This window comes from Hoeflea sp. AS60 (assembly GCF_038900115.1).
GTDB lineage: Bacteria > Pseudomonadota > Alphaproteobacteria > Rhizobiales > Rhizobiaceae > Hoeflea.
Genome location: NZ_JBBMQP010000002.1, coordinates 1,400,067 through 1,422,137 on the forward strand (window position 1 = coordinate 1,400,067; position 22,071 = coordinate 1,422,137).

The following is a 22,071-nucleotide window of genomic DNA, read 5'->3' on the forward strand; positions in this document are numbered from 1 at the left end:
GCCCAAGGACTTCGACTGGCTGGATCCCGGCTCAAGGCCGGGATGACGGTGATGTGAAACCACGCCCAGCATTGCAGACGCCATGTCCCCGATCTGCCGCATACCAGCCCATTCACAGATGCCTTATCTGCGGTGCGCCTCGGCGGTTCAGCATCAGTTCGGTCAGCGCCCAGACCAGCGCATCGAGCCGGTCGGGCGAACGGCCTGACGACAGCCCGTCCGGCCCGAAATCGCACATCTGGTCTTCGAGGCTCGCAAAGTGGCCGGCATGAACCACCCGGCCCTGCTCATAAAGGGCTGCCACCGGTTCGGCGCGCAGCCACTTGCCGCGCGTCGCCCGCACCGTACGCACCGGCAGCGTCGGCTCGACGGTTCGAAGCACGCTCGTCACCATGTCGCCGCCCTGGTTGATTTCGGCCACCACGCAATCGGCGTCGAATCGGCGGTAAAGCCTGCTCACCGCACCCGCCCAGTTGGAGGGGCTTGCGCCCTCGACCGAGCCATCGGCCAGCACCACCGCGCGGCCTTCCGCTTCAAGCCCAACGGCAACAATGCCGCAGCAGGAATATCTGGCTTCGCTCACCGCCGGCGGATCGACCGCCACCACGATGCGCGCGAGCGGCCCGTGATTGCGCACCACAAGCGCCTCGATCTGGTCGCGCCGCCACAGCCCGTCCTCGCGGTCGGCAATCAGTTCACCATCCAGCTCCTGCCGCCCCAGCCGCGTGCCGCCATAGCGCGCCCGGATGGCGTCGAGAAACCCTGCCGCCAGATGCTGCGCATTGTCTTCGGTCCTGATCTGCGTCACCCGCGTGGCCTTGTCCTTCACCAGCGCCAGCATCAAGGGCGTCGCCCTTGGCGTGGTCGTCACCAGCTGGCGCGGTGAAGTGCCAAGGCGCAAGCCAAATTGCAGCATGTCCCAGGTATCGCGCTGGTGGCGCCATTTGCCGAGTTCGTCGCACCAGGCGAGATCAAATTGCGGGCCGCGCAGGCTTTCGGGGTCCTCGGACGAAAACATCTGCGCCACAGCCCCGGACGGCCACACCAGCCTGCGCCGCGTCGTCTCGAAGCTTGGCCGCTGATCCCGCGCCACGGCCATGATGCCCGACACCCCGTCGATCATCACCTCGCGGGCATCGCCAAAGGTTTCCGCCACCAGCGCAATCCGTCCATCCCGCCCGAGCCCCGGCACCTCGCCCGAGGCCAGTCCATGCACCCATTCCGCGCCCGCCCTTGTCTTGCCCGAACCGCGCCCGCCCATCATCAGCCAGGTGCGCCACGCCCCTTCGGGCGGCAGCTGCTCGGGGCGGGCTGAAAGCCGCCAGTCATGGGCATTGGCCATCAGCGCGGTGTCATCCAGCCGCAGCAGATGCGCGGACACAAGCGCGTCAACGCTCAATGCTTCGTCCAAACCATCACCATGCGAAACTGAGTCACGAAACCAGCCTATCTCGTTGTTTTCCATGAACTCCCGAGCACACTCGGCTTCCTGTTCGCTCTCGTCTTGCAAACCAAGATCCGGCGTCCACGTCGAAGCCGGCTCACAGCCGCCTCCCGGTCCAACCGCCGCCTCTGCAGCGTCAGGCTCATCCAACGCTGCTCCGGAATCCGGGTCATCTCGCACCGCTGCAGCATCCAGCCCACCCGGCATATCACTCGCTGCCTCGGTGTATGGCTCGTCCCGCACCGCTTCATTGATCGGCGCATCCACACCATCAGGCTTCTGCATCTGACGTCGCTTTGGCCCGCAGGCCAGCAGATTACGAAACGGAACCCGATAGCCCGGCACAGGGTCAGCCCAGACATTGCACCTCAGCGTCACCGCCATTGACCGGAGCGTCATTGCGTCTTCCTCCTGCCATCCAGCAGCAACCAATAAATCGGACAGTTGAAGTGGCGATCTCTCACTCCCCGTCATCCCGGCCCCGAGCCGGGATCCAGCGATCTGGCGTCTGCCGGATCAAGGGGCTCTTTCAGCCTCGGCACGATCTGAAATCTGCTCCCCGGAATTTTCACCGGCGCGCATCTCCGCCTCAGCCTCATCACGACTGGCCTCGCTCGCCGCCTGCTCACCAGCCCGCTCAACCGCCAGCCGCTCGGCCGCGGCGAGAATGAGCTGCCGCACCGTTTGCCGCAGTTGCTCGCGCTCATCAGCGCTCAGCGTCTGCCGGGCAGCGCTCGCCTGATCCTCGGCAATCAGTCGTTCCATCTGGTCGATCTTTTCGAGTGTCCGGGCAATCAGCGAGACCTGGTCGACCGCCGCCTTGCCTTCGACACCGTCCTCGCCCAGCCGCGCCGCTTCACGATCAAGCACGGCGCGCATCCGGGCGAGCATCGTCCTGGTACTCTCGGCCACAAGCGTCGGCGCGGGCGCATCTGCCCCGCCTCCATCCGCAGCTCCATCCTGCTTGAACTCGAGCGGCTCCAGCGCCAGCACCAGCTCGACCAGCCGGTCGATCAGCACCGCCTCGCGCCCGTTCGAGCACCCGGTCCAATCCTCCGGTCCGGACACAACTGTGCGCCCGGCCTGCAAAAAGCTGTCGGTCATCCCGTCCTCGCAAAATCCTGAAAACCGCCCGAACCGGCCAAACAAACCGAACCGGCCAGCAAAAAGCGCCCCGGAAACCCCAGAGGCGCTTTGCAAAAATCCTGGTGCCGCAGCAGCACCGCTTCCGGCGCACTTCTGTGACGATGACATAACCCTACCAGAGCACCGTCACACCGTCAAGGATTATTTTCCTATTTGCGCCCCTGAAGTACCAAGATGTAAAAAGGCATGGTTCTCCGGCGTGACAGGGCGGGCGGTACCTCAAGGAAACGGAGAGTTTCCCATGCCGACCAAAGACGAAAAGAAGACAGACAAAATTGAGATCAGGCCTGAGTTGATTGAGGCAGGCGTTGATCTGTTGATTGAGCCCGGTATGACGGGAGACCCTATGCCAGTTAGGGGCGGTATCAGGCTTATCGTGAAGGATATCCTGTCTCTATGTCTTTCGCCCGCCAATCTTCCAAAAACTTACGTATATCTTGGCGAGCTTTAGAGAATGACGCTGTCCTTGCCTCTATATCGCTTACCTTTAGATGTTTTGCATCTGTAGGGAAGTGACTCACGTGGAGTTCGTCGCTGTATTTCAGATTAAACTGCGTTCGCCTCTGATTATAGTATGGGACGAAATAATCGGTGAAATCGGACTCGCCGCGCTCCATCATTGTGATGACTGAGCCGTGAGCAATCTCAGCGCGCTTTTGAGCCTTCTTGTGTACTTTGTCTTTTAGACTGCGCCATCTAGTTGATAGCTCGGAGTAAGGTGGAGGGCGAAGCCTGTAGGTGATTATTGAGTCGCACCATCTTAAACGTGCATCAAATGAGATGACGGACCAATACCCAACGCTGGTCTCTATACCCACAACCCCATCGAGAGAGTGGGCATATTCAATCAACCCAAGAATCTCGTTTTCGACGTGATTCCAGGCTGTAAGACATTTGCCAACGTTTAGGAAAAGCTGATCCCGAAGCGAGATTTCTGTCATGTCAGACGCCAATCATAAAACAGACCAGGAGAAGGCCGACGAGGTCTTGAGCTGGGTGCTCAACAAGCGTCTAAACCGTACATTAACGAAGCAGTAACCGAATCGGGCGATCAAGAGAGGCAGGACGGCACTCCCGGAATGAAACACCGCCCTGCTTAGAAACAAGGGCTAGCCCTTATTTCCTCTTTATGGTCTGCACTACGTGCGTTTTGCTGTAGCGTTTCGCTTTAGCAACGGTCGTGAAACGACCGGTGATTGCGGAGCGACCAACTTTGATCTTGCGCATGCGTCTTCACCTCCTTTCCCGGACAGTGGTCCGCCAATAAAGACATGACCGGATGGTGTGGTGATCGATTCGAAAGATCGAATTTAAGATCATCATCAAGAAGCTAAGTGTCCACCTCTTTTTTCTTTCTATTGTGGAGAATTTTGCCTGCCTTCTTCTTAGGGGTGACCAACCTTAACAATCCGCCGGCAGGTTAGGTGCTTACCACGGATAGCATCAAGCGGCATTTCTGCACGCTAACCGTTCACGCCTTAAGACCTGAACGGCGTTTATAGCGGAAAATCGAATTCCGCGAGGTGGCTGCCCAGGTGAGCTCTGCCGAACCCTCCTCCATCCTCACAGTTCTTGTTAGTTCCTGTTAGCTCTGCTACATTTGTTCCATCAAGCACGAACCGATGAAAACACTCACCATCTCGCTCTCCCAGCAGCAGATCACGCGGCTGCAGCAGGCGGTCGCATCCGGGTCCTATGCCTCCAACAGCGAAGTGATGCGCGATGCGCTGCGGCTGTGGGAGCAGCGTGAGGAGCTGCGCGAGCTTGAAATCAACCGGCTCAAGCACGCCTATGACGAGGGAATGGTCAGCGGCGAAGGCCGCGCCGTGGATGCTCACTCCCTGCTTGCCGAGTTGAAAGCGTAGCGGCAAAGCTGGCTTTCGAGGGCGTCACGGAGTTGTCCCGCCGCGCGTCCCCTCAATGCCGCGGCTCTTCGGAAATACTGATCGCTTCGTCAATCTGCTCCCGCAGCACAGGCAAATCGGCCTTTGCCAGCTCGAGCGTCATTTCGCCTCCGCCCTCCAAAGCCAGCGTCAGACCCAGTCTGCCCTGCGGGTTCATCGCCAGCCCCATGCCGGTGGTCTTGAGAACCTGGAAATTGGGCTGGTCGTCTTCAGGCAAGTCGGAGACGACCTGGCCCAAAAGGCTCGCAAGCGCGGTGATTGTCGCAGGCACGATCCTGGCATCAAACTCGAGGCTGTATTTTTCTCCGTCGGCTGTGCCAAAGAGAAGCGCAACGGACCTGTTTTCCGGCCGTGCCTCCCCTGACACCACGGCTTCGAATTTCGGGGCTGCGTGCACATTTTCCGTCACTGTGAATTTCTCCTGCGGTTTCGCTGTAGCTTAGCAGCTATTTGCCGAGGCGTGACCGGGGCTGACGATTGCCTTGGTCGGTGCGGCGCCAAGATTAAGCCTCCTCAGGCTCCACCCTCACCTTGAGCCCCAGTGCCTTGATCACCCCGAAAAGCGTCGACATGCGGGGATCGCCTTTTTCGCTCAATGCCTTATAGAGTGCCTCTCTTGTAACGCCGGCCGTGCGGGCGATGTCGCTCATCCCGCGGGCCTTGGCTATGTCGCCCAGAGCTGCGGCAAACAGCGCCGAATCGCCATCAGCAAGGATCGCATCCAAATAGGCCGACACTGTCTCCGGACTGTCGAGAAATTCCGCCGCATCAAAGGGTTGGGTTGCAAGTGTCATTTAAAGCTCCTTGGCCATTTTCCATGCCATCTTGATGTCAGCCTGCTGACGGGACTTGTCCCCACCGCACAACAGAATGACCAACCTGTCATTTTGCTTCGCGACATAGATCCGGTACCCGGGACCATAATCCACACGCAGCTCGCTTACACCATGCCCCACGGGCTTGATGTCACCCGGATTGCCGAGCGTCATTCGCCTCATCCGCACCAATATCCGTGCCTTGGCTTCCCTGTCGCGCAACTTGGAAAGCCATTTCGCAAACACTTCAGTTTGACGAACCTCTATCACGCGTGAATTATAGTTCACGCATTGACAGCAATCAAGTTTTCTCCAAACACAAAAAAACCGCCGGAATAAACTCCGGCGGCCATAAGGTGTGCGTCTTCCTGAGTGGGTTCAGGTGCTATCGCACTAGGCGATGGCTATGATGCCGAGGACGGCGAGCAGGAACAATACCAGCACGATGCCGACCAGAAATTTTGCGCCGGTCAAAGCGGCGCCCGACAGACGTCCGAAGCCCAGAAGGCCCGCAACGGCTGCAACAATAAGCAAAATCAGGATCCATTGGATCATTGGATAGTCCCTCCGTTTGGCAATACGGAAAGACAACACCGAAGCAGCCGATTGGTTCCACGAAAGGCAAGCTATTGTCCGGCCGCAGTGCGGCTCAGACCTCCTCGCCGGGCCAGTCGACCAGGTAATCCTCGAAATCCTCGACATCGAGATCTGCCTCGGTCACCGTGCGGCCACGCACCGAGACACCGGCCTCATGCACCGTGTCGGGGTCGCCCGAGACCAGCGGGTGCCACCAGTAGAGATCAGCCCCTTCGCGCACCAGCCGGTAGCCGCAGGTCGGCGGCAGCCAGGTAATGGTGTCGACCTGCTCAGGCGTCAGGCCGATGCAGTCGGGCACGGTCGCCTGGCGGTTGTCATAGTCCTTGCAGCGGCAGCTCTCGCCATCGAGCAGGCGGCAGGCAATGTTGGTCCAGGCAATTTCGCCTGTATCCCAGTCCTCGAGCTTGTTGAGACAGCAGCGGCCGCAGCCGTCGCACAGGCTTTCCCATTCGGCCTTTGTCATCTGGCTCAGCGTCTTGGCCTTCCAGAACTGGTTGGCGTTCATTGCCGTTTTCCTTTTTTATCATCTGCTTGCGCGCGGGAGGGGCAGCGCGGCTTGTCCTTTGACCGAAAATGCGCCAAAAGCATAGATCGCAAGGGGCGTAAACTGTGGTGCTATCACGCATCACCGAGAAAGTAACATGCGGCGACCCAAATCGCCGCCGCCCGCAATGGACATGGACCCGTGCAAGACCCGTTCAATCAGGACAACCGTCCGCGCAAGCGCTCCAACATCTTTCTCCGCATTGATTCCTGGATCGATTCGTCGATCTGGAACGCCGGTTTCCGTGTTGGCGAGATCTGGGAAGAGATCACCATCTTCTTCCGCCGCTTCCGCACCCGAGGCGTCTGGAAGGCCGTGTTCGAGATCGCCGGCGAAGGCATGAATGCCGGCACAGCGGGCTTCGTGCTGCTTCTGGCGCTGGCGCTGCCGGCGTTCGAGGAAACGGCCGGCAACTGGCGGGCGCGCGATGATTTCGCCGTCACCTTCCTTGATCGCTATGGCAACGAGATCGGCCATCGCGGCATCATTCACGAGGATTCAGCTCCCGTCGACCAGCTGCCCGATCATTTCGTCAAGGCGGTGCTGGCAACCGAGGACCGGCGCTTCTTCGAGCATTTCGGCATCGATTTCCTCGGTCTCGCCCGCGCGATGACCGAAAACGTCAAGGCCAATTCGGTGGTCCAGGGCGGCTCGACCATCACCCAGCAATTGGCAAAGAACCTGTTTCTGACCAACGAGCGGACGCTCGAGCGCAAGGTCAAGGAAGCGTTTCTTGCCTTCTGGCTCGAGGCGAACCTGTCGAAAAAGGAAATCCTCAGGCTCTATCTCGACCGCGCCTATATGGGCGGCGGCACGTTCGGCGCTGCGGCGGCGTCGCAGTTCTATTTCGGCAAGGACATCACCGAGGTCTCGATTGCTGAAGCCGCAATGCTCGCTGGCCTGTTCAAGGCCCCTGCCCGTTATGCGCCGCATATCAACTTGCCGGCGGCCAGAGCGCGCGCCAACGAAGTTCTCTCCAACCTGGTGCAGGGCAACCTGATGACCGAGGGCCAGGTGATTGGCGCGCGGCGCAATCCAGCCAGCGTGATTGACCGCGGCGACCATGATGCGCCGGATTACTTCCTCGACTGGGCCTTTGACGAGGTCAAGCGCATCGCCGGCGGCTTCGACCAGCATTCGCTGATCGTGCGCACCACTATCGATCCGGGCATGCAGGAAGCAGCGGACGCGGCGGTGGAAGCGGGCCTGCGCCAGTATGGCAAACAGTACCGCGCCAGCCAGGCCGCTCTCGTGCTGATCGAAAACGGCGGCGCTGTGCGCGCCATGGTCGGCGGACGCGACTATGGCGAAAGCCAGTTCAACCGCGCCTCCCGCGCCCTCAGGCAGCCCGGCTCGTCGTTCAAGATCTACACCTACTCTCTGGCCATGGAAAAGGGCATGACGCCCGACAGCCCGATCACCGACGCGCCAATCCACTGGGGTAACTGGAACCCGCACAACTATTCCGGCGGCTATTCCGGCCGCATCGACATCAAGACCGCGCTGGCGCGCTCGATCAACACCATTCCGGTGCGTCTGGCCAAGGAGCGGCTCGGCGAGGATCCCATCGGCCAGATCATGGCGCAGGCGAAGAAGTTTGGCGTCGAGACCCCGATCCGCCGCGACGTCACCATTCCCATCGGCACCTCGGAAGTCACCGTGCTCGATCAGGCGACCGCCTATGCGGTGTTTCCGGCCGGCGGCTACCAGTCGCGCCGCCACGGCATCGCGCAGATCCTGAACTACAATGGCGATGTACTCTATGATTTCCAACGCGACGAACCGCCGGCCGAGCGCGTGCTTTCGGAAGATGCCGGCAACTACATGAACCAGATGCTGACCCGGGTTCCCTATGTCGGCACCGCCCGCCGCGCTGCCGTCGACGGTGTGCTGACCGGCGGCAAGACCGGCACCACCCAGGCCTACCGAGATGCCTGGTTCTGTGGCTTTACCGGCAACTTCACCGCTGCGGTCTGGTTCGGCAATGACGACTATACGTCATCGAACCGGATGACCGGCGGCTCTCTGCCTGCCATGACTTTCAAGCGGCTGATGGATTACGCCCACCAGGGCATTGAACTCAGGGCCATTCCGGGCGTCGACAACCCGCTGCCGTCCGCGAGAGCCACACCGCTGGTTGCCAGCGCCTCGACCGACGCCGACGGCAATGCGCTGCCTGCCCGGCAACGCTCGCGTTCGCTCAACCGGGAAACCACAGATGTTCTGCGCGGGCTGGTGGAGAAGCTCAACAGCGCCCGGCCACTGGGCGCACCAGAGCGCTTGGCAAAAGTCGAAAGCCAGCCTGAGCTGGTTCCAGCCACCGCCGAGCAATGAACCTCCGGGATGCTTTCCAGCAACAGTGCATATCCCGATCTTTTCAATCCAGGTGACTGGTTATTGACGCGGTATTGTGCTTTTTCCTCACGCGCGGCGATGTTCGCGCGCACGAGTGGTCGCCCCCGCGCGGCGAGCGCCACGCACCCTGTTTGACGAAGGAAGCCAAGCCACGTGTTTCGTCTGCCTGCCCTGGTTGTTCTGACGCTGGTGATCGCTTTTGGCGGTGGTGCCTGGTCTGCATCGTGGATGCTCAAGGCGACATCCGGTTTCGGCGCGATCAGCCTCGGCTCATGGAGCGCCTACCCCGAGCTTCAGACAGAGAAGGCCGATCCTTTCGCCAAGGCGCACCGCGCCGGTGACGGTCGCATTCTGCTCGGCCGGGCCGAAGGACTGGTGTTTACCGCCAAGACCGACGAAACCGGGGCTGCCCTGTCTGGACGATGCGCTTATGAAATCTCCGGATCAACACCGCCGGCGCGGTTCTGGACACTCACGGTCAAGGACGCCAGTGGCGAGCCGCTTGCGGAATCCCCGCGGCTTCCGACAAGCCTGAATTCCTGGACCACGCTTCGCAACACCGACGGCGCGTTCCGCATCCGGCTCAGCGCCTCCCCCACGCCCGGCAACTGGATCTGGCTCGACACTGACGGCAATGTCAGCTTCGTGCTGACCCTGCTTGATACGCCCACTGCGGCGTCGGTCAGCCTGGTTGAACTCGACATGCCCAAAATCGCAGCTATCGGGTGCTCCGATGCGTAGCGCGCTGCTGGCCATCGCGATCGGGTTGGTGGGCGCAGCTTTCATCCATATCGTCATCATTCTGGCGTTGCCGATGTGGACGGGCAAGGATGCATGGACGCGGGTGCAGGCGCTTGGCGAGATGAACCGGTTCTATTCGCTTGCCAATGAGCCCAACATCACCGGGCTCTACAACGAAAACCCCTATATCCGCAGCGCTGTCTGCCGGTTCGACATCACCGATGGTCCGGTGCGGATCATCGCTTCGGGGGACGTCCCGATCTGGTCCGTTTCCGCCTATGGCGTGTCATCGAATGAAACCTATTCGATGAATGACCGCTCGGCGATCGGAACCGGCGTCGACATCGCCTTGGTCACTCCGGCGCAAATGCTGCAGATGCGCCGGATCATGCCGCGGGCGCTTGAACGCGCGGTGCTGGTGGAGCTGAGCGAGCCGCAAGGCTATGTCGCCCTGCGCGCCGTAGCCCCGACGCCAAGCCAGAAACCCGCGGCGCGCGCCTTTCTTGCAAACGCGGTCTGCGCGAGCATCAGCATCGATCCGGCCTGAGTTGTATGTAAGCAGCGTGAGGTGAAACCAGATTACGGCTGGCCTGATGGTGAGGCAAGACGAAGGAACCGCTCATAGGCCTGTTCGGCACGGCGATTGATCGCGGCCTCGTCGAGTGGCGGTTCGCGGCCGATGACGCGGCGGATCTGCAGATCTCCGACCAGCAGGTTGAGATAAAGACCAACGGCCTCGCCGGTTGCGTCAAATTCAAGCGCACCTTCACGCCTTGCCCGCTCCATCACCTCGCCGATCAGCGGCGCAATGCTTTCCCTGCCCCGTTCGGAAATCACCGCCCCAAGCTCGCCTGTGGGGTCAGCAGCTGCGGCGCGGTTGAGCTGTATGGCGCGCGGGCTGACCAGAAGCGCCAGCAGGCGCGGCCCCAGCGCATGTAGAATGTCCAGCGGACGCTTGCCGCTGTCCAATCCCTCTTCCAGCAGAGCCTTGACCTCTTCCGCATTGCGCAGCACCAGCGCCTTGAACAGGCCGGTCTTGTCACCGTACCAGTTATACAGCGTCTCGTTTGACGCACGCGCCGCCTTGGCGATCGCCAGCATGGATGCCCCGGCATAGCCCTTGGCTTCCAGAACCGTATAGGCCGCCTCTTCGATCTTTTGCTGCCGGGAGGCCTTGTTCTCATCGCGCATCAGAATTTTCTCCAGATGATTGACGACAAGCGTAATTATGTTTACGGATATTTGCAACCGTACACTTAATTACGCCTATGGAGACCCATCATGCCCCAGATGATTACGACGCGGATATTGCCGCTTGCCTCGCTCTTGCTTGGCGCATCGATCTTCGGCTTCTTCTACGCCTGGGTGTGCTCCACCATGTGGGGCCTCGACGCCAGCGATCCGGCGATTGCCATTCAGTCGATGCAGGCCATGAACGCATCGGTGCGAAATGCGGTGTTCTTTCCGGCCTTTTTCCTCACGCCAGTGGTGCTGGCAATCACCTCCGTTTTGCTGGTCCGATCAGGTCAAGGCAAAGCCGGATTGTGGTTTGCGCTGTCGGCAGGCGTTTATGCAGTCGGTGGCTTCGGTGTGACTGCCCTGGTCAATGTTCCGATGAACGAGGCCCTGGCGCTGGTCGATGTCGCAGATGCCGGAAACGGCGCACCAGAGATCTGGCAAAGCTATTCGGAGCGCTGGCAGACATGGAACCAGGTTCGGACCGTGGCCAGCGGCGTGGCCGTCCTGCTGACTGGCTATGGCCTCCTCAAGATTGAGTGAAGTAACCCTTCCCGATCTCACACAATCCCGCCTCACAACCGGCAGAAATGCCAATTGATATCAATCAATGCGATCTGCCGACATCGGGTTTATATATAAACATTCATATATATAAACCGGTGTTCATTTACCGGCTCACGGGAGGCTAAGTGCATGAAAAAATCAAACATTGTTGTCCTCGGCGCAGGCCTTGGCGGAATTTCCATGGTCTTCGACCTGAAGGCAGAACTTGGGAAAGATCACCGGATCGTACTGGTCAACAAGACAGAGAGCTTTCAGTTCACACCATCAAATCCCTGGGTCGGCGTCGGCTGGCGCAACAAGGGCGACATCACAATCGAGCTCGCACCCTTGATGGCCAAGCACGGCATCGACTTCATCCAGGCTTCAGCCAGCAAGCTGCACCCTGAAGACAACCGCATCGAGATGGAGGACGGCAGCTCGGTCGATTATGATTATCTGGTGATCGCCACCGGGCCAGAACTGGCCTTCGACGAAGTCGAGGGGCTTGGCCCTGACGGATACACCCAGTCGGTCTGCACCGTCGATCATGCCACCCAAGCCAATGTGGCGTTCGAAGCGTTCTGCGCCGACCCCGGCCCGATGGTCGTTGGCGCGGTGCAAGGCGCATCGTGCTACGGCCCGGCCTATGAATACGCGATGATCCTCGACAAGGAACTGCGCACCCGCAAGATCCGCGACAAGGTGCCGATCACCTTCGTCACCGCCGAGCCCTATGTCGGCCATCTTGGCCTCGGCGGCGTCGGCGACACCAAGGGAATGCTCGAGCACGAGATGCGTCAGCGCAGCGTCCGCTGGATCACCAACGCCAAGGTGGAAAAGGTCGAGGCCGGCTCGATGACCGTTTCCGAGCTTAATGATGACGGCTCGGAAAAGACCAGGCACGAGCTCCCGTTCAAATATTCCATGATGCTGCCGGCCTTTCGCGGCATTGCAGCAGTCCGCGACATCGAGGGTCTGGTCAATCCGCGCGGCTTTATCATCGTCGACAAGCACCAGCGCAATCCGAAATTCCCCAACATCTTCGGCATTGGCGTGGCGATCGCCATTGCGCCGCTGGAGAAGACCCCGGTGCCCACCGGTGTGCCCAAGACCGGCTACATGATCGAAAGCATGGTGCTGGCCACCGCCAAGAACATCAAGGCGCTGCTTGAAGACCGCGCGCCCGAGGACGAAGCCACCTGGAACGCCTTCTGCCTGGCCGATTTCGGCGATCGCGGCGTTGCCTTCCTCGCGCAACCGCAAAACCCGCCGCGCAATGTCAACTGGGCAGCCGAAGGCATGTGGGTGCATCTGGCCAAGGTGGCGTTTGAGAAATACTTCATGCACAAGGTCCGCAAGGGCATCACCGAAACCTATTACGAGAGCGCGATCATGAAGATGCTGGCGATGCACAAGCTGAAATAGGCCTCATCCGCCGAAGCAATTCTGCGGGGCCGGGAGCCATCGACCTCGTGACCTCCCTGTCCCTAGAAAGTGGCAGTGACCGACCGTCCTGCGCCGTGTGCCGGCTCAAGAAACGCTGTTCGATGCTGTTTGTGAAATTCGGCTGGAAGCCGGGCCGGCGGCCATGCTCACAATGGAATCGCCGTTTCTTCCTTTGCCGTCCTTATGGCGATCATCGTGAAGAAACGGGCGACATTGGTCTGGTCTCTGAACAGCCGGTCGCAGAGCAAATCGAATTCTTCCATGTCGCGCAGGCGCAGCATCAGGACCACATCGGTTTCCCCAGTCACGGCATAAGCATGCGACACGGCCTCTTCCGCGCTGGCAGTTTCCAGAAACCGGCGCATGTGCTGCTCGCCGTGCAACTTCAGTTCCACGGTGACGAATGCCTTGATCATCCGCCCTGCTCTGGCCGGGTTCAGGATGGCGACGATCTTGTCGATCACGCCGGATTTGCGCAGCCTCTGCAGACGCCGCAGACAGCTTGAGGGAGACAGGCCAACTTCATCGGCCATGTCGACATTGGTGCGCGAAGCGTCACGCTGCATCAGGTTCAAAAGCTTCCGGTCGATCCGGTCCATCGTCGCACTCCAAATCCGCATCTGCATGTTTGCAATATTATTGCACCAAAGCGCAATCTTTGACCAAAAATTCGAAACGGATCCGGGTAGGCAAGAGGGGTAACCTCAAAGGAGCCGGCGATGCTGTTGCTGATGATAATGTTGACGCGACCCTCCAAAGACAAGCGTGGATGCGACCCGATGCAGGAGGACCGCTTCATGCACCAACATGGTGGATGGGGTCCGAGATTGATGTTTTTAAGTTTCGAGGCGGTTTCCGACCTGTTCAACCGCCTTCACGACATCTTCGCAGGACGACAGCGATAACTCCGCTCCCATGTCCCCGCCGCCCTAAAAAAACCGAAAGGAAACCAGATGCCGCCGTTCACGGATTTCTCGAACAACACACTGGATTCAATGAGAATCTATTGGGTCCTCGTGCGGATCATGGTTCCGATCACCATCATCACGGAGGTGTTGTCACGGGCCGGCGCGATCGAAGCGATAGCGCCGCTCTTTCAGCCTCTGATGAGTGTGGTCGGCTTGCCGCCGGAACTGGGGCTTGCCTGGCTGACGGCAATGATCGTTGGCATATGGGGTGCGGTCCCTCTTGTCTTCACACTCGTCCCCATATCTTCGCTCAGCACGGCGGACGTGACAGTGTTTTCAGCACTGATCCTGTTCGCCCATGGCCTGCCTATCGAGCAGAAGATCATCCAGATGGCCGGTCCGGGGATGGCGGCAACAACGGTGCTGCGGATCGCAGGCGGTTTGCTCTACGCTTTTCTGCTTCACCACGTCCTGCTTGCCACCGGCTGGTTGCAGGCGCCAGTCGCCCCTGCATGGACCCCGATGACAGCCACACCCGATTGGGCCGTCTTTTTCTGGGGCCTCGGAGAGACGATGGTCTGGATGCTTGTCATCCTGGTCGTCCTGTCCTGGGCTCTCCTGATGCTCAAGACCAGCGGACTTCTCGACCGGATGATGCAGTTTCTCTCACCGGTCTTGCGGCTTGCCGGCATCAACGGCGAAGCGGCGCACCTCACCGCCGTCGGGTTGTTTCTGGGGATTTCCTATGGAGCAGGTCTTCTGATCCGCGAGGCGCAATCGGAGGCGCTGTCTCCGCGGCAGATCTTCCTGTCCTGCGTTTTCATGGGTTTCGCGCACAGCGTGATCGAGGATACCTTGATCGTTATGGCGCTTGGCGCCGATATCCTCGGTGTGCTTGCCGGCCGGCTGGTCTTCGCCATTCTGGCCACTGCGGCGATTGCTGCACTGCTGCGCTACATGGACGACGAGGCTTTCTTTGCGCATATGTTCCGGCAGAAAGCATGAACCTCAGCCGTTCTTGCTGCGTCGGCGCTTCTTGCCGGTCGGCTTGTCGGGAGCTGTGTCATCAAACATCGGCTCGTGCCTGACAGGCTCCGGCAAGCCTGAACCAACATGCAGAGGCTCGCGACGGATTCCGGTGAACATCAGTACCTCGGCAGAGACGCCGGCGGTTTTGCTTGCGGATATCGCCGGATCTGCCTTGCGGCATCTCGCGAGATCAAAGGTCAATATTGTTGTCATTTCTTGACTCCAACCCGGTGGGACAGGAATTACGCTCAACATATTTATCCTTACTAATATTTGTCTAGACTTGACTTGGTTAACAGCTCGCTAACGCTTTTGAGATAAGTTGAAACGAGTATCTTGTTGCGTTTGTGTAAGGTGTGCCCGTGTCAGACAATTTCCGCGACCTCGAACGGCCAGATGGCGTCCGCCGCAAGGATGCAGTTCTGATGGCAGCCATCAGCGGCCTTGAATCCCTGGATCATCCGTCACGCCAGGATATGGCACGGTTTTCCCGCCTCTTCATCCCGCTCTACAAGACCGCCAGTCAGGAAACGTGCCGGACCGCTTCGGCGACATTGTCGCGGCTGTCGCGGGTTCCCGACGATGTGGCAGACATGCTGATCAACGAGCCGATTTCGATCGCCGCTCCCTTTATCGTTCACTATCCGCTCATCAACGAAAACGCCCTGACCCGGGCGGTGATGCGCCATGGGGCGCCGCATGCGCGCGCGGCTGCGCGGCGCTCGGACCTGTCGCCACAGGCCATCGCCAAGCTGCAGGAACTCAAGGACCCGTCCGTCGACGGACTGCTGGTGCTGCGCGAGCTGATCCCCGATCCCGCATCAGCAAGGCCGGCCACACCGGTGTCACGCCCTTCCGAGACTATACGACCGAATGTAGATGCGCCGCCGCTTGATCCGAGCGAAAAGCTCAGGGCGACGTTGCGCGCGCTTGTGGCAGCCAGCCCGACGCCAAAGTCGCCGCTCAATCGGCCGACCAGCACCCGCAAGGCATCTGGCGCAGTCGACGCACCCTCGCCTGCGCTTCAGGACGAAAAGACCGCTGCCGCATCGATGGCTGCCCGGCGCAGGGTGGGTGATGTGCGACTTGCGCAACTGGCGCGCCACGCAAAGACAGATCAGGAATCCTGGTTCGCCACCGCTCTGGCCGATGCCATGGGGGCAAGCTTTGCGCTTGCAGAACGCATCATGATGGATCTGTCTGGCAGACAGCTGGCAACGGCACTGATCGGTCTGGGCGCGCCTGAAGACACCATCAAGTCGGCACTTGAAAGCTTCTTTCCCCACCTCGCCAAACCGTCAGTCCGGCATACGCTGGCAACCGACCTGATCGAGGAGCTCGACAGTGAAAGCTGTGCCGCGCGTCTTCAGGCCTGGCAGCGCGCTGACAGCTACACCAACGGGGCAGCATCCCATGTACCCGCCCTGTCCGACGGCAAGCCGGTGCGCCAGAACACGGACCAGCGCGTATCGGCACGCGAGGTCCGCCGCCGCATCTCGCCGTCGCGCAAGGCCGGCTGAGCCGACCGTGCTTTTTATATCAGTGAGGCTTTGGCCCTCCGTTGCGGACCAGAACTGATGGCTCGCGACGGCCGCCTGGTTGCAGCCCGTCGCGCAGAAATTTCTAGCCTTCAACCAGTTCAATCGTGTCGCCCACCGAGATAGCACCATCGTTGAGGACCTCGGCATAAACGCCCATGTCGAAATGGCCGTAGGCCTTTTTCAGCAGGTTGGGCAGCTTGATGTCCCGCTCGGCGGTCTCCGGATTGACCTCCGTCGCCAGGCAGCGCTGGGTGCGGTGCAGGATGTTGAAGGTGACTTCGCCAACCCGAATATGGCGACCGACCATGTCGAGTTCGCTAAAGGCAGGCCAGCCTTCAAACACGATGTTGCCGCGGAAGCGACGCGCATCGACTTCCTTCGAAATTTCCTGCTCGAAGGCGTGCACCGAATCCATGTTGATGAACGAAATCGCGTTCATCAGGGTGGTAGAGGCAACAGAAGCGTCGGTGAAGCGGTGCGGAAAGGCCGAGGCGAAGAACGGGACTTCCTCCTCTTTCAGCTGCAGCAATTTGGCGAGGAAGTCACTGGCGCCGCCGGTTCCGGCTTCCGTGTTCATGTCGAACTCGAGCACCGGTGCGTCGCTGGTCTTGATCTTCAGCATTCTGGTCTGAGCATCAAACGCGGTTTCGAGACCGGCAAGCTTTGCGTGCTGCAGCAGGACGATGAACCGGCTCTTGGGCAAGGGCTTCGGATCGGCCGGATCGAAGCCGCTATTCTTCTTGGCAAAGCCGAACAGGCGGTCTCCGGGGAAGCCGTCGCCGGTTTTCAGGTCGACCTTCTGATGGCCTTGCGCGCTCAAGCCCTTGATCGGGTAGCTCGACAGCGACAGGATTTTTCCGTTCATGAGTGTCTCTTCCTTCAATTCAGTAGGGCTTCAATGGCGCGGCCGATGGCCAGCAGGGCGCGGTCGGAACGTGATGGCCCCACAAGTTCCATCGCGAACGGCAGCCCGTCAGCGCAGAGACCCGCGGGCAAAGTCAGGGCGGGCAGACCGGCGATGCTGGCAGGGAGTTCCCGGCGCGTCATCGTCGGAAACAACGGCAGGCTGTCGCCGTCAATGTCAATCATTTCCGTCTCGCCGATGGGCGGCGCCGACCGGGCAAGGGTCGGGAAGATCAGCGCATCGGCACCGGTTTGTTCAAACAAATCGGCAAAGGCCTTCTGCAAATCCGGCCGGTGCTGATCCATCGCCGCACGGTAGGCGTCTTCGCCCGGCATCTCGCCGCGGGCCATCTGCTGATAGAGACCTCGCACGTCAGGGCTGGCGATCCTGTCGGCAAACTCGGCCAATGTCAGCCCTGCAAGCTCCATGGCGGATGTCTGCCAGTTCCGTTCCGTCTCGAACAGCGCAATCGGAAACCCGGAGGCCTCTGTCAGGCTTTCGATGTGCGGCGCATCCGTCTCGACCAGCGTTACACCGGAAGTCTTGAGCCTGGTGAGAACAGACTTTCCGAGCGCACCCATTTCGCGGTTGATGCCGAGCCAGAACGGGTCCCTCACAACGGCCAGCCTGATCCGGACAACATCGCCAGCCTCGACCGCGCTCTCAGACATGATCGCTGCATCGAGCATCGCCAGATGCTCCATATCCGAGCCCATGATTGAAATCGTGTCGAGCGTGTCTGTCAATTTGAGAATACCCTCACCGGGGTAGCGGCCGGTTGTCGGGCGCAGACCGGTACAGCCGCAGAATGCCGCCGGGATCCGGCCTGATCCGCCGGTGTCGGTTCCGATACCGATCTTGAAGATGCCTGCACCGATGGCTGCGGCAGTGCCGCCGCTTGAACCACCGGTCATGCGGGTCTTGTCGTGCGGGTTGCCAACAGAGCCAAAGTGGGCATTGGCACTGGTGGTTCCAAAGGCGAGCTCGTGCATGTTGGCGATCGCCACCGGAATAGCGCCCGCGTCGCGAAGCCGTTGCACCACGGTGGCGTCCGCCTTGGCAACATTGTCGCGCAAAGGTGGGCAAGCGCCATCATGGCGCATACCCGAGACTGCAATGTTGGCCTTGACGATCAGCGGCAGGCCATGCAGCGGACCATGCGCCCCCTCGCCCGAAGCATCGAGTTCTGCTGCCATCGCCAAGGCAGATCCATCATTCAGCTCCGTGACCAAGTTGAGGCCGGCGTGGGCCTCAAGCTTCGCCAAGGCCTGGTTCACCGACTGTGTGGCCGACATTTTCTCGCTCAACTGCATTCCTCTCTCGGTCTCGTTTTATCAAAAATCCGGTTCCATCAGCTTGGCTTTATCCCTAGACACTTAAGGCTGAAAGCTTGGCAAATGCTCTTTCAAGAAGGCGTCCAGGGTTCGTGGTGCATCACCGGTCACGTCCATCACGTCATTGGTCACCTTTTCCTGCGCGCCGTTTCTGATTGCCACCATCAGATCGACGAGCAGGCTGGTTTTCCAGCGCGGCATCCCGGTCAGGATCGGCATGACCAGACGCGCAAGCGGCGCAGGCGGACTGCTGTAGCTCACCTTGGCGCCAAGAAGATGTGTGAGCTTTTCGGTGACGTCAGCAAAGCCATGGGCTGCAGGTCCGGTCAGCGTATAGGTCTTGCCGGCATGGCCTTCATCAATCAGGCAGCGGGCTGCAACCGCGGCGATATCCCTGACATCGACCATTGCAGTCCTGCCCTTGCCCATCGGCGCGGTGATCGCCTTGCTTTTCGCCACATCGCCGCTCATCAACAGCAACGACTGCTGAAAGAAGGTCGGCCGCAATATCGTGTAGCTCAACCCGCTGTGCTTGAGCGCATCCTCCACAGCGCGGTGCTGGATGCCGAAACTGACGGGCGGGCTCAGCCCTGCCGATTGGGCGGAAAGTTTGACCATATGCGGCAAACCACCTGCGCGAAGGCATTCGATCAGCGCCATCTCCGCCTTGTCCTGATCCCGGGCATCGGATGACGCCAGGAACACGCTGTCAAACCCGCCTAGTTTCGGGCCGAGCTGATCGAGGTTGCGGATATCGCCGACAATCGGGGTGATGCCACGCTGGATCATCCGACCGGCAGCAGCTTCATTCCGCGTGATACCTGCAACCTGATGCCCTTGCGAAACCAACTCATCGCACAGGGCTGACCCGACCTGACCGGTGGCCGTAAAGACGAGAATGCGGGCCATGATGGTCAGGCCCCGTATCTGGACAGAAGCTGCTTAGCTTCAGCACCCATACGTTCGACAATGTCTGCAGCCGATGGCAGATCCTTGATCAGGCCGAGCCCCTCGCCAGCCAGCATCGGCAGTTCGTCAAACGCACCTGTTGCACCCTGCATCGGGACCATGTTGGTGAAACGATGCAGCGGAACCTGCTGCCCCAGAAGATTCATTTCGCCAACTTGGGGGTGATGCTCAGGACCGACAGCAATCTCGTCCAGCTTGTCGCTCCATTCCGTCACCAGCGGTGTGCGCAGTACCCGGATCGGATTGAAGATCGGGTGCTCGCGGCCGAAAATGTGGGTGAGTGCGGTGCCGGTCGTATCGGCATCAACGATGCGCTGCTTGTATTCGTCGGCAACCGAGGCCTCCTTGGTTGCGACAAAGCGCGTTCCGATCCAGGCGCCATCGGCTCCAAGCATCAGCGCTGCGGCCAGTCCGCGACCATCGACAATGCCGCCTGCGGCCAGCACAAGCGCCTTGTCACCCACAGCATCCACAATGGCTGGTGTCAGGGCGATGGTGCCGGCGGTGCCATAATTGTGGCCACCAGCTTCCGTGCCCTGGGCGATCACCAGATCAATGCCGTCAGCCACAGCGGTCACGGCATCGGCCACCGAACCCACCTGTTCCCAGACATCGATGCCGGCGGCATGCATCTGGTCGATCCAGGCTTTCTGCGGATGCCCCCAGTGAAACGAAACCGCTTTTGGCTTCATTTCGCACATCAGGTCGATATGCGCCTGGGAGGTGAAAATGGTGATGAAGTTGACATGATAGGCGCGCTTCGTTCCGTCATTCATGCCGCCAACGAGCATCTGAACGCCCTCCGGCGGGATGATGCCGACGCCTGCGATCGAGCCCATTCCACCCGCTTCGCTCACCGCAATTCCCAAAGGCGGCGTCATGCCGGCAAAAGCCATTCCGGCCTGTACGATGGGGACTGAGAGGCCGTATTTTTGGGTAAGTCTGGTGCTGATCGTTGTCATTGTGGTTCCCTCGAAATTTGATTTTTCGTTGGTCCCAGCGAACGGCATCGCCTCGATCATGGCAAGACCGGCACTTGATCCAGAGTGCACTTTGACCTTATCTGTGCGCAGTCTGGAGAGAATGCGAATGCATCTTGAGCACCCACAGCAGACAAATTTGCCCCCGAAAGTCTGGTCGACAACAGGCTTCGCGAAGCCGTTTCGCTACTGGCAGGAGACGGTCAGCCAAGCCTACACCGCGCTCTCTCCAGAGCCCATCGACACCGATCCATTCCACGGTCAGATCAAGCTTTTCGAGCTTCCCGACGACGCCAGCATTTCCTCGATCAAGGCCGGCGCACAGGTCGTCAGGCGGACGAAAAAGGACATACGGCTTCAGGCCTGCGAAGCCGTTTTTGTCAATTTTCAACTGGCCGGGCAGAGTGCTGTTTCCCAGCGCGGAATAGAGGCTAAAATCGACGCGGGATCACTTGTCCTGCTCGATGCGACCGAACCCTTTGCGATGAAATTTGACCGCAACTTCGAGCAGGTCTGCCTGCATATGCCGAAATCCATTCTGGAGGAAAACGGCATCCGGGTGTCCGATTTCGTCGGGCGCGCGGTGACACGGCAATCTGGATTTGCCGCACCGCTTTTCTCTGCCATCGACGGTCTCACCGGTGGCATGCCACCGCAGCATGTGCTGCCGGGAATGATGCAGATGCTGGCCTTCGGGCTCACCAATGCGAGGCGAAATACCGTTGCGGATCAGCATCTTGCAATGGTTCAAAACTACATCCAGCAAAGACTTTCGGATACAGAGATTTCACCCGGTGCGACCGCCAGCCACTTCCGGATTTCAACCCGTCACCTGCACAAGCTGTTTGCGAGAGACGGCATGACGTTTGGAAAATTTCTTCTCGATGCCCGCCTGCTTGCCTGCGAAAAAAGGATCCTCTCATCCCGCGACGAGCCAATCAGCGACATCGCCTTCGCACACGGCTTCCAGAGCCAAAGCCATTTCTCGAGAGCCTTCCGCCAGAAGTTCGGGCGTTCGCCAAACCAGCTGCGCAAGACCTGCTGATCAGGGGTGTCTTGGGAAACAAGCCAACCGGCTGGCTCCTGATTGAGCCGACGCAGTCACGAGGATTTAAGTCGCTATGATGTTTCGGATTATTGAGCTGAACGAGACTGACATCGCTCAGGCGGTTCAGATCTGGCAGAACGGCTGGCACGATGCACATGCGAGTATCGTGCCCAAGGAACTCGTAGAGCTCAGGACCTCGGAAAGTTTTCTCCAGAGGTTGCGTGAGCACAGTGCAAATACACGTATCGGAACCAGTGACGGCGAGCCGCTTGGTCTGTGCATAACCGAAGGTGACGAGCTTTATCAGATGTATGTCTCGCCCAAGGCCAGAGGTCTGGGACTGGCACAGGCGCTGATGGTCGACGCCGAAGATCGCTTGCGGAGCGCCGGCCATTCATCAGTCTGGCTCAAATGCGCTGTCGGCAACGACAGGGCTGCACGTTTCTATGCAAAATGCGGCTGGACAAATGCTGGCACACGGACGGTCGAACTCGACACCACCGATGGCGTATTTCCACTTCAGATCTGGCGGTTTGAGAAGACATTGATCTAGACCCGAGATCTGCCCGGGTCATCAGGTCCGG

General features: G+C 59.9%; 25 protein-coding genes. 11 read left to right on the top strand and 14 right to left on the bottom strand.

Going from position 1 to position 22,071, the window contains the following annotated elements; genetic code table 11:
* Window positions 1–112 precede the first annotated feature (112 nt).
* Together WNZ14_RS17040 and WNZ14_RS17045 are read right to left on the bottom strand one after the other, a co-directional pair.
* Complete coding sequence (locus tag WNZ14_RS17040; RefSeq protein WP_342870269.1) at window positions 113–1,342, bottom strand: terminase family protein; 1,230 nt, start codon at window positions 1,340–1,342, stop codon at window positions 113–115.
* A gap of 618 nt (window positions 1,343–1,960) precedes the next feature.
* Window positions 1,961–2,548 (bottom strand): hypothetical protein, encoded by a 588-nt coding sequence (locus WNZ14_RS17045; protein WP_342869809.1) that lies wholly within the window; start codon window positions 2,546–2,548, stop codon window positions 1,961–1,963.
* A 283-nt stretch (window positions 2,549–2,831) separates the two neighbouring features.
* Here WNZ14_RS17045 and WNZ14_RS17050 point away from each other — a divergent pair, with 283 nt between their 5' ends.
* Both WNZ14_RS17050 and WNZ14_RS17055 read left to right on the top strand, forming a co-directional pair.
* A complete protein-coding gene (locus WNZ14_RS17050; protein WP_342869810.1) occupies window positions 2,832–3,041 on the top strand; it encodes a hypothetical protein in 210 nt (69 codons plus the stop codon).
* A 1,171-nt stretch (window positions 3,042–4,212) separates the two neighbouring features.
* Entirely contained in the window at window positions 4,213–4,455 is a 243-nt protein-coding gene (locus tag WNZ14_RS17055) for a type II toxin-antitoxin system ParD family antitoxin (protein ID WP_342869811.1), read from the top strand.
* 52 nt (window positions 4,456–4,507) lie between these two features.
* On the opposite strand, the gene WNZ14_RS17060 is transcribed toward WNZ14_RS17055, so the two are convergent.
* The 5 genes from WNZ14_RS17060 to WNZ14_RS17080 all read right to left on the bottom strand — a co-directional run bounded on the left by WNZ14_RS17060 (window position 4,508) and on the right by WNZ14_RS17080 (window position 6,411).
* A complete protein-coding gene (locus tag WNZ14_RS17060) occupies window positions 4,508–4,903 on the bottom strand; it encodes a hypothetical protein (protein WP_342869812.1) in 396 nt (131 codons plus the stop codon).
* Between the two features lie 94 nt (window positions 4,904–4,997).
* On the bottom strand, window positions 4,998–5,288 hold the full coding sequence (locus WNZ14_RS17065) for an addiction module antidote protein (RefSeq protein ID WP_342869813.1): 291 nt from the start codon (window positions 5,286–5,288) through the stop codon (window positions 4,998–5,000).
* Window positions 5,289–5,597 carry a type II toxin-antitoxin system RelE/ParE family toxin gene (locus WNZ14_RS17070; protein ID WP_342869814.1) on the bottom strand — a complete coding sequence of 103 codons (309 nt, stop codon included), beginning with the start codon at window positions 5,595–5,597 and terminating at the stop codon, window positions 5,289–5,291.
* A gap of 105 nt (window positions 5,598–5,702) precedes the next feature.
* Window positions 5,703–5,864: a DUF1328 family protein gene (locus WNZ14_RS17075; protein WP_342869815.1), complete on the bottom strand. Its 162-nt coding sequence runs from the start codon at window positions 5,862–5,864 to the stop codon at window positions 5,703–5,705.
* A gap of 94 nt (window positions 5,865–5,958) precedes the next feature.
* Complete coding sequence (locus WNZ14_RS17080) at window positions 5,959–6,411, bottom strand: YcgN family cysteine cluster protein (RefSeq protein ID WP_342869816.1); 453 nt, start codon at window positions 6,409–6,411, stop codon at window positions 5,959–5,961.
* A gap of 180 nt (window positions 6,412–6,591) precedes the next feature.
* Between WNZ14_RS17080 and WNZ14_RS17085 the strand changes: the two genes are divergently transcribed.
* The 3 genes from WNZ14_RS17085 (at window position 6,592) to WNZ14_RS17095 (ending at window position 10,093) form a co-directional block, all read left to right on the top strand.
* A complete protein-coding gene (locus WNZ14_RS17085) occupies window positions 6,592–8,784 on the top strand; it encodes a PBP1A family penicillin-binding protein (protein ID WP_342869817.1) in 2,193 nt (730 codons plus the stop codon).
* A 174-nt stretch (window positions 8,785–8,958) separates the two neighbouring features.
* A complete protein-coding gene (locus tag WNZ14_RS17090) occupies window positions 8,959–9,546 on the top strand; it encodes a DUF1214 domain-containing protein (RefSeq protein ID WP_342869818.1) in 588 nt (195 codons plus the stop codon).
* Window positions 9,539–10,093, top strand: a complete 555-nt coding sequence (locus tag WNZ14_RS17095; RefSeq protein WP_342869819.1) for a DUF1254 domain-containing protein — start codon at window positions 9,539–9,541, stop codon at window positions 10,091–10,093. Before WNZ14_RS17090 ends, WNZ14_RS17095 begins: the two co-directional genes overlap by 8 nt.
* 32 nt (window positions 10,094–10,125) lie before the next feature.
* Here the strand turns inward: WNZ14_RS17095 and WNZ14_RS17100 are convergent, their stop codons facing one another.
* Window positions 10,126–10,737, bottom strand: coding sequence for a TetR/AcrR family transcriptional regulator (locus WNZ14_RS17100; RefSeq protein WP_342869820.1), 612 nt, complete (start codon window positions 10,735–10,737; stop codon window positions 10,126–10,128).
* A 90-nt stretch (window positions 10,738–10,827) separates the two neighbouring features.
* Between WNZ14_RS17100 and WNZ14_RS17105 the strand changes: the two genes are divergently transcribed.
* Together WNZ14_RS17105 and WNZ14_RS17110 are read left to right on the top strand one after the other, a co-directional pair.
* Complete coding sequence (locus WNZ14_RS17105) at window positions 10,828–11,325, top strand: anthrone oxygenase family protein (protein ID WP_342869821.1); 498 nt, start codon at window positions 10,828–10,830, stop codon at window positions 11,323–11,325.
* Window positions 11,326–11,478: 153 nt separating this feature from the next.
* Complete coding sequence (locus tag WNZ14_RS17110) at window positions 11,479–12,753, top strand: FAD-dependent oxidoreductase (protein ID WP_342869822.1); 1,275 nt, start codon at window positions 11,479–11,481, stop codon at window positions 12,751–12,753.
* Between the two features lie 167 nt (window positions 12,754–12,920).
* Here the strand turns inward: WNZ14_RS17110 and WNZ14_RS17115 are convergent, their stop codons facing one another.
* Complete coding sequence (locus tag WNZ14_RS17115) at window positions 12,921–13,373, bottom strand: Lrp/AsnC family transcriptional regulator (protein ID WP_342869823.1); 453 nt, start codon at window positions 13,371–13,373, stop codon at window positions 12,921–12,923.
* Window positions 13,374–13,727: 354 nt separating this feature from the next.
* Between WNZ14_RS17115 and WNZ14_RS17120 the strand changes: the two genes are divergently transcribed.
* Complete coding sequence (locus WNZ14_RS17120; RefSeq protein WP_342869824.1) at window positions 13,728–14,687, top strand: nucleoside recognition domain-containing protein; 960 nt, start codon at window positions 13,728–13,730, stop codon at window positions 14,685–14,687.
* Between the two features lie 3 nt (window positions 14,688–14,690).
* On the opposite strand, the gene WNZ14_RS17125 is transcribed toward WNZ14_RS17120, so the two are convergent.
* Window positions 14,691–14,924, bottom strand: a complete 234-nt coding sequence (locus WNZ14_RS17125; protein WP_342869825.1) for a hypothetical protein — start codon at window positions 14,922–14,924, stop codon at window positions 14,691–14,693.
* Window positions 14,925–15,073: 149 nt separating this feature from the next.
* On the opposite strand from WNZ14_RS17125, the gene WNZ14_RS17130 reads away from it, so the two are divergent.
* Window positions 15,074–16,231 (top strand): hypothetical protein, encoded by a 1,158-nt coding sequence (locus WNZ14_RS17130; protein ID WP_342869826.1) that lies wholly within the window; start codon window positions 15,074–15,076, stop codon window positions 16,229–16,231.
* Window positions 16,232–16,334: 103 nt separating this feature from the next.
* On the opposite strand, the gene WNZ14_RS17135 is transcribed toward WNZ14_RS17130, so the two are convergent.
* The 4 genes from WNZ14_RS17135 to WNZ14_RS17150 all read right to left on the bottom strand — a co-directional run bounded on the left by WNZ14_RS17135 (window position 16,335) and on the right by WNZ14_RS17150 (window position 20,421).
* Complete coding sequence (locus WNZ14_RS17135) at window positions 16,335–17,117, bottom strand: MOSC domain-containing protein (protein WP_342869827.1); 783 nt, start codon at window positions 17,115–17,117, stop codon at window positions 16,335–16,337.
* 14 nt (window positions 17,118–17,131) lie between these two features.
* Window positions 17,132–18,463 (bottom strand): amidase family protein, encoded by a 1,332-nt coding sequence (locus tag WNZ14_RS17140; protein ID WP_342869828.1) that lies wholly within the window; start codon window positions 18,461–18,463, stop codon window positions 17,132–17,134.
* A 69-nt stretch (window positions 18,464–18,532) separates the two neighbouring features.
* Window positions 18,533–19,399: an NAD(P)H-binding protein gene (locus tag WNZ14_RS17145; protein ID WP_342869829.1), complete on the bottom strand. Its 867-nt coding sequence runs from the start codon at window positions 19,397–19,399 to the stop codon at window positions 18,533–18,535.
* Window positions 19,400–19,404: 5 nt separating this feature from the next.
* The gene (locus WNZ14_RS17150; RefSeq protein WP_342869830.1) at window positions 19,405–20,421 is read right to left on the bottom strand and encodes a nitronate monooxygenase; all 1,017 of its coding nucleotides are present in this window, start codon (window positions 20,419–20,421) and stop codon (window positions 19,405–19,407) included.
* Between the two features lie 127 nt (window positions 20,422–20,548).
* Between WNZ14_RS17150 and WNZ14_RS17155 the strand changes: the two genes are divergently transcribed.
* Together WNZ14_RS17155 and WNZ14_RS17160 are read left to right on the top strand one after the other, a co-directional pair.
* A complete protein-coding gene (locus WNZ14_RS17155; protein WP_342869831.1) occupies window positions 20,549–21,484 on the top strand; it encodes a helix-turn-helix domain-containing protein in 936 nt (311 codons plus the stop codon).
* A gap of 76 nt (window positions 21,485–21,560) precedes the next feature.
* Complete coding sequence (locus WNZ14_RS17160) at window positions 21,561–22,040, top strand: GNAT family N-acetyltransferase (protein ID WP_342869832.1); 480 nt, start codon at window positions 21,561–21,563, stop codon at window positions 22,038–22,040.
* Window positions 22,041–22,071: the final 31 nt, after the last annotated feature.

Excerpts from the sequence above, each read along its gene's own strand:
- WNZ14_RS17055 (WP_342869811.1), top strand. The coding sequence starts at position 4,213 with ATGAAAACACTCACCATCTCGCTCTCCCAGCAGCAGATCACGCGGCTG.
- WNZ14_RS17125 (WP_342869825.1), bottom strand. The coding sequence starts at position 14,924 with ATGACAACAATATTGACCTTTGATCTCGCGAGATGCCGCAAGGCAGAT.
- WNZ14_RS17040 (WP_342870269.1), bottom strand. The coding sequence starts at position 1,342 with ATGGCCAATGCCCATGACTGGCGGCTTTCAGCCCGCCCCGAGCAGCTG.
- WNZ14_RS17145 (WP_342869829.1), bottom strand. The coding sequence starts at position 19,399 with ATGGCCCGCATTCTCGTCTTTACGGCCACCGGTCAGGTCGGGTCAGCC.
- WNZ14_RS17135 (WP_342869827.1), bottom strand. The coding sequence starts at position 17,117 with ATGAACGGAAAAATCCTGTCGCTGTCGAGCTACCCGATCAAGGGCTTG.
- WNZ14_RS17110 (WP_342869822.1), top strand. The coding sequence starts at position 11,479 with ATGAAAAAATCAAACATTGTTGTCCTCGGCGCAGGCCTTGGCGGAATT.
- WNZ14_RS17115 (WP_342869823.1), bottom strand. The coding sequence starts at position 13,373 with ATGGACCGGATCGACCGGAAGCTTTTGAACCTGATGCAGCGTGACGCT.
- WNZ14_RS17120 (WP_342869824.1), top strand. The coding sequence starts at position 13,728 with ATGCCGCCGTTCACGGATTTCTCGAACAACACACTGGATTCAATGAGA.
- WNZ14_RS17080 (WP_342869816.1), bottom strand. The coding sequence starts at position 6,411 with ATGAACGCCAACCAGTTCTGGAAGGCCAAGACGCTGAGCCAGATGACA.
- WNZ14_RS17160 (WP_342869832.1), top strand. The coding sequence starts at position 21,561 with ATGATGTTTCGGATTATTGAGCTGAACGAGACTGACATCGCTCAGGCG.
- WNZ14_RS17045 (WP_342869809.1), bottom strand. The coding sequence starts at position 2,548 with ATGACCGACAGCTTTTTGCAGGCCGGGCGCACAGTTGTGTCCGGACCG.
- WNZ14_RS17095 (WP_342869819.1), top strand. The coding sequence starts at position 9,539 with ATGCGTAGCGCGCTGCTGGCCATCGCGATCGGGTTGGTGGGCGCAGCT.
- WNZ14_RS17100 (WP_342869820.1), bottom strand. The coding sequence starts at position 10,737 with ATGCGCGATGAGAACAAGGCCTCCCGGCAGCAAAAGATCGAAGAGGCG.
- WNZ14_RS17065 (WP_342869813.1), bottom strand. The coding sequence starts at position 5,288 with ATGACACTTGCAACCCAACCCTTTGATGCGGCGGAATTTCTCGACAGT.
- WNZ14_RS17155 (WP_342869831.1), top strand. The coding sequence starts at position 20,549 with ATGCATCTTGAGCACCCACAGCAGACAAATTTGCCCCCGAAAGTCTGG.
- WNZ14_RS17105 (WP_342869821.1), top strand. The coding sequence starts at position 10,828 with ATGCCCCAGATGATTACGACGCGGATATTGCCGCTTGCCTCGCTCTTG.
- WNZ14_RS17075 (WP_342869815.1), bottom strand. The coding sequence starts at position 5,864 with ATGATCCAATGGATCCTGATTTTGCTTATTGTTGCAGCCGTTGCGGGC.
- WNZ14_RS17050 (WP_342869810.1), top strand. The coding sequence starts at position 2,832 with ATGCCGACCAAAGACGAAAAGAAGACAGACAAAATTGAGATCAGGCCT.
- WNZ14_RS17150 (WP_342869830.1), bottom strand. The coding sequence starts at position 20,421 with ATGACAACGATCAGCACCAGACTTACCCAAAAATACGGCCTCTCAGTC.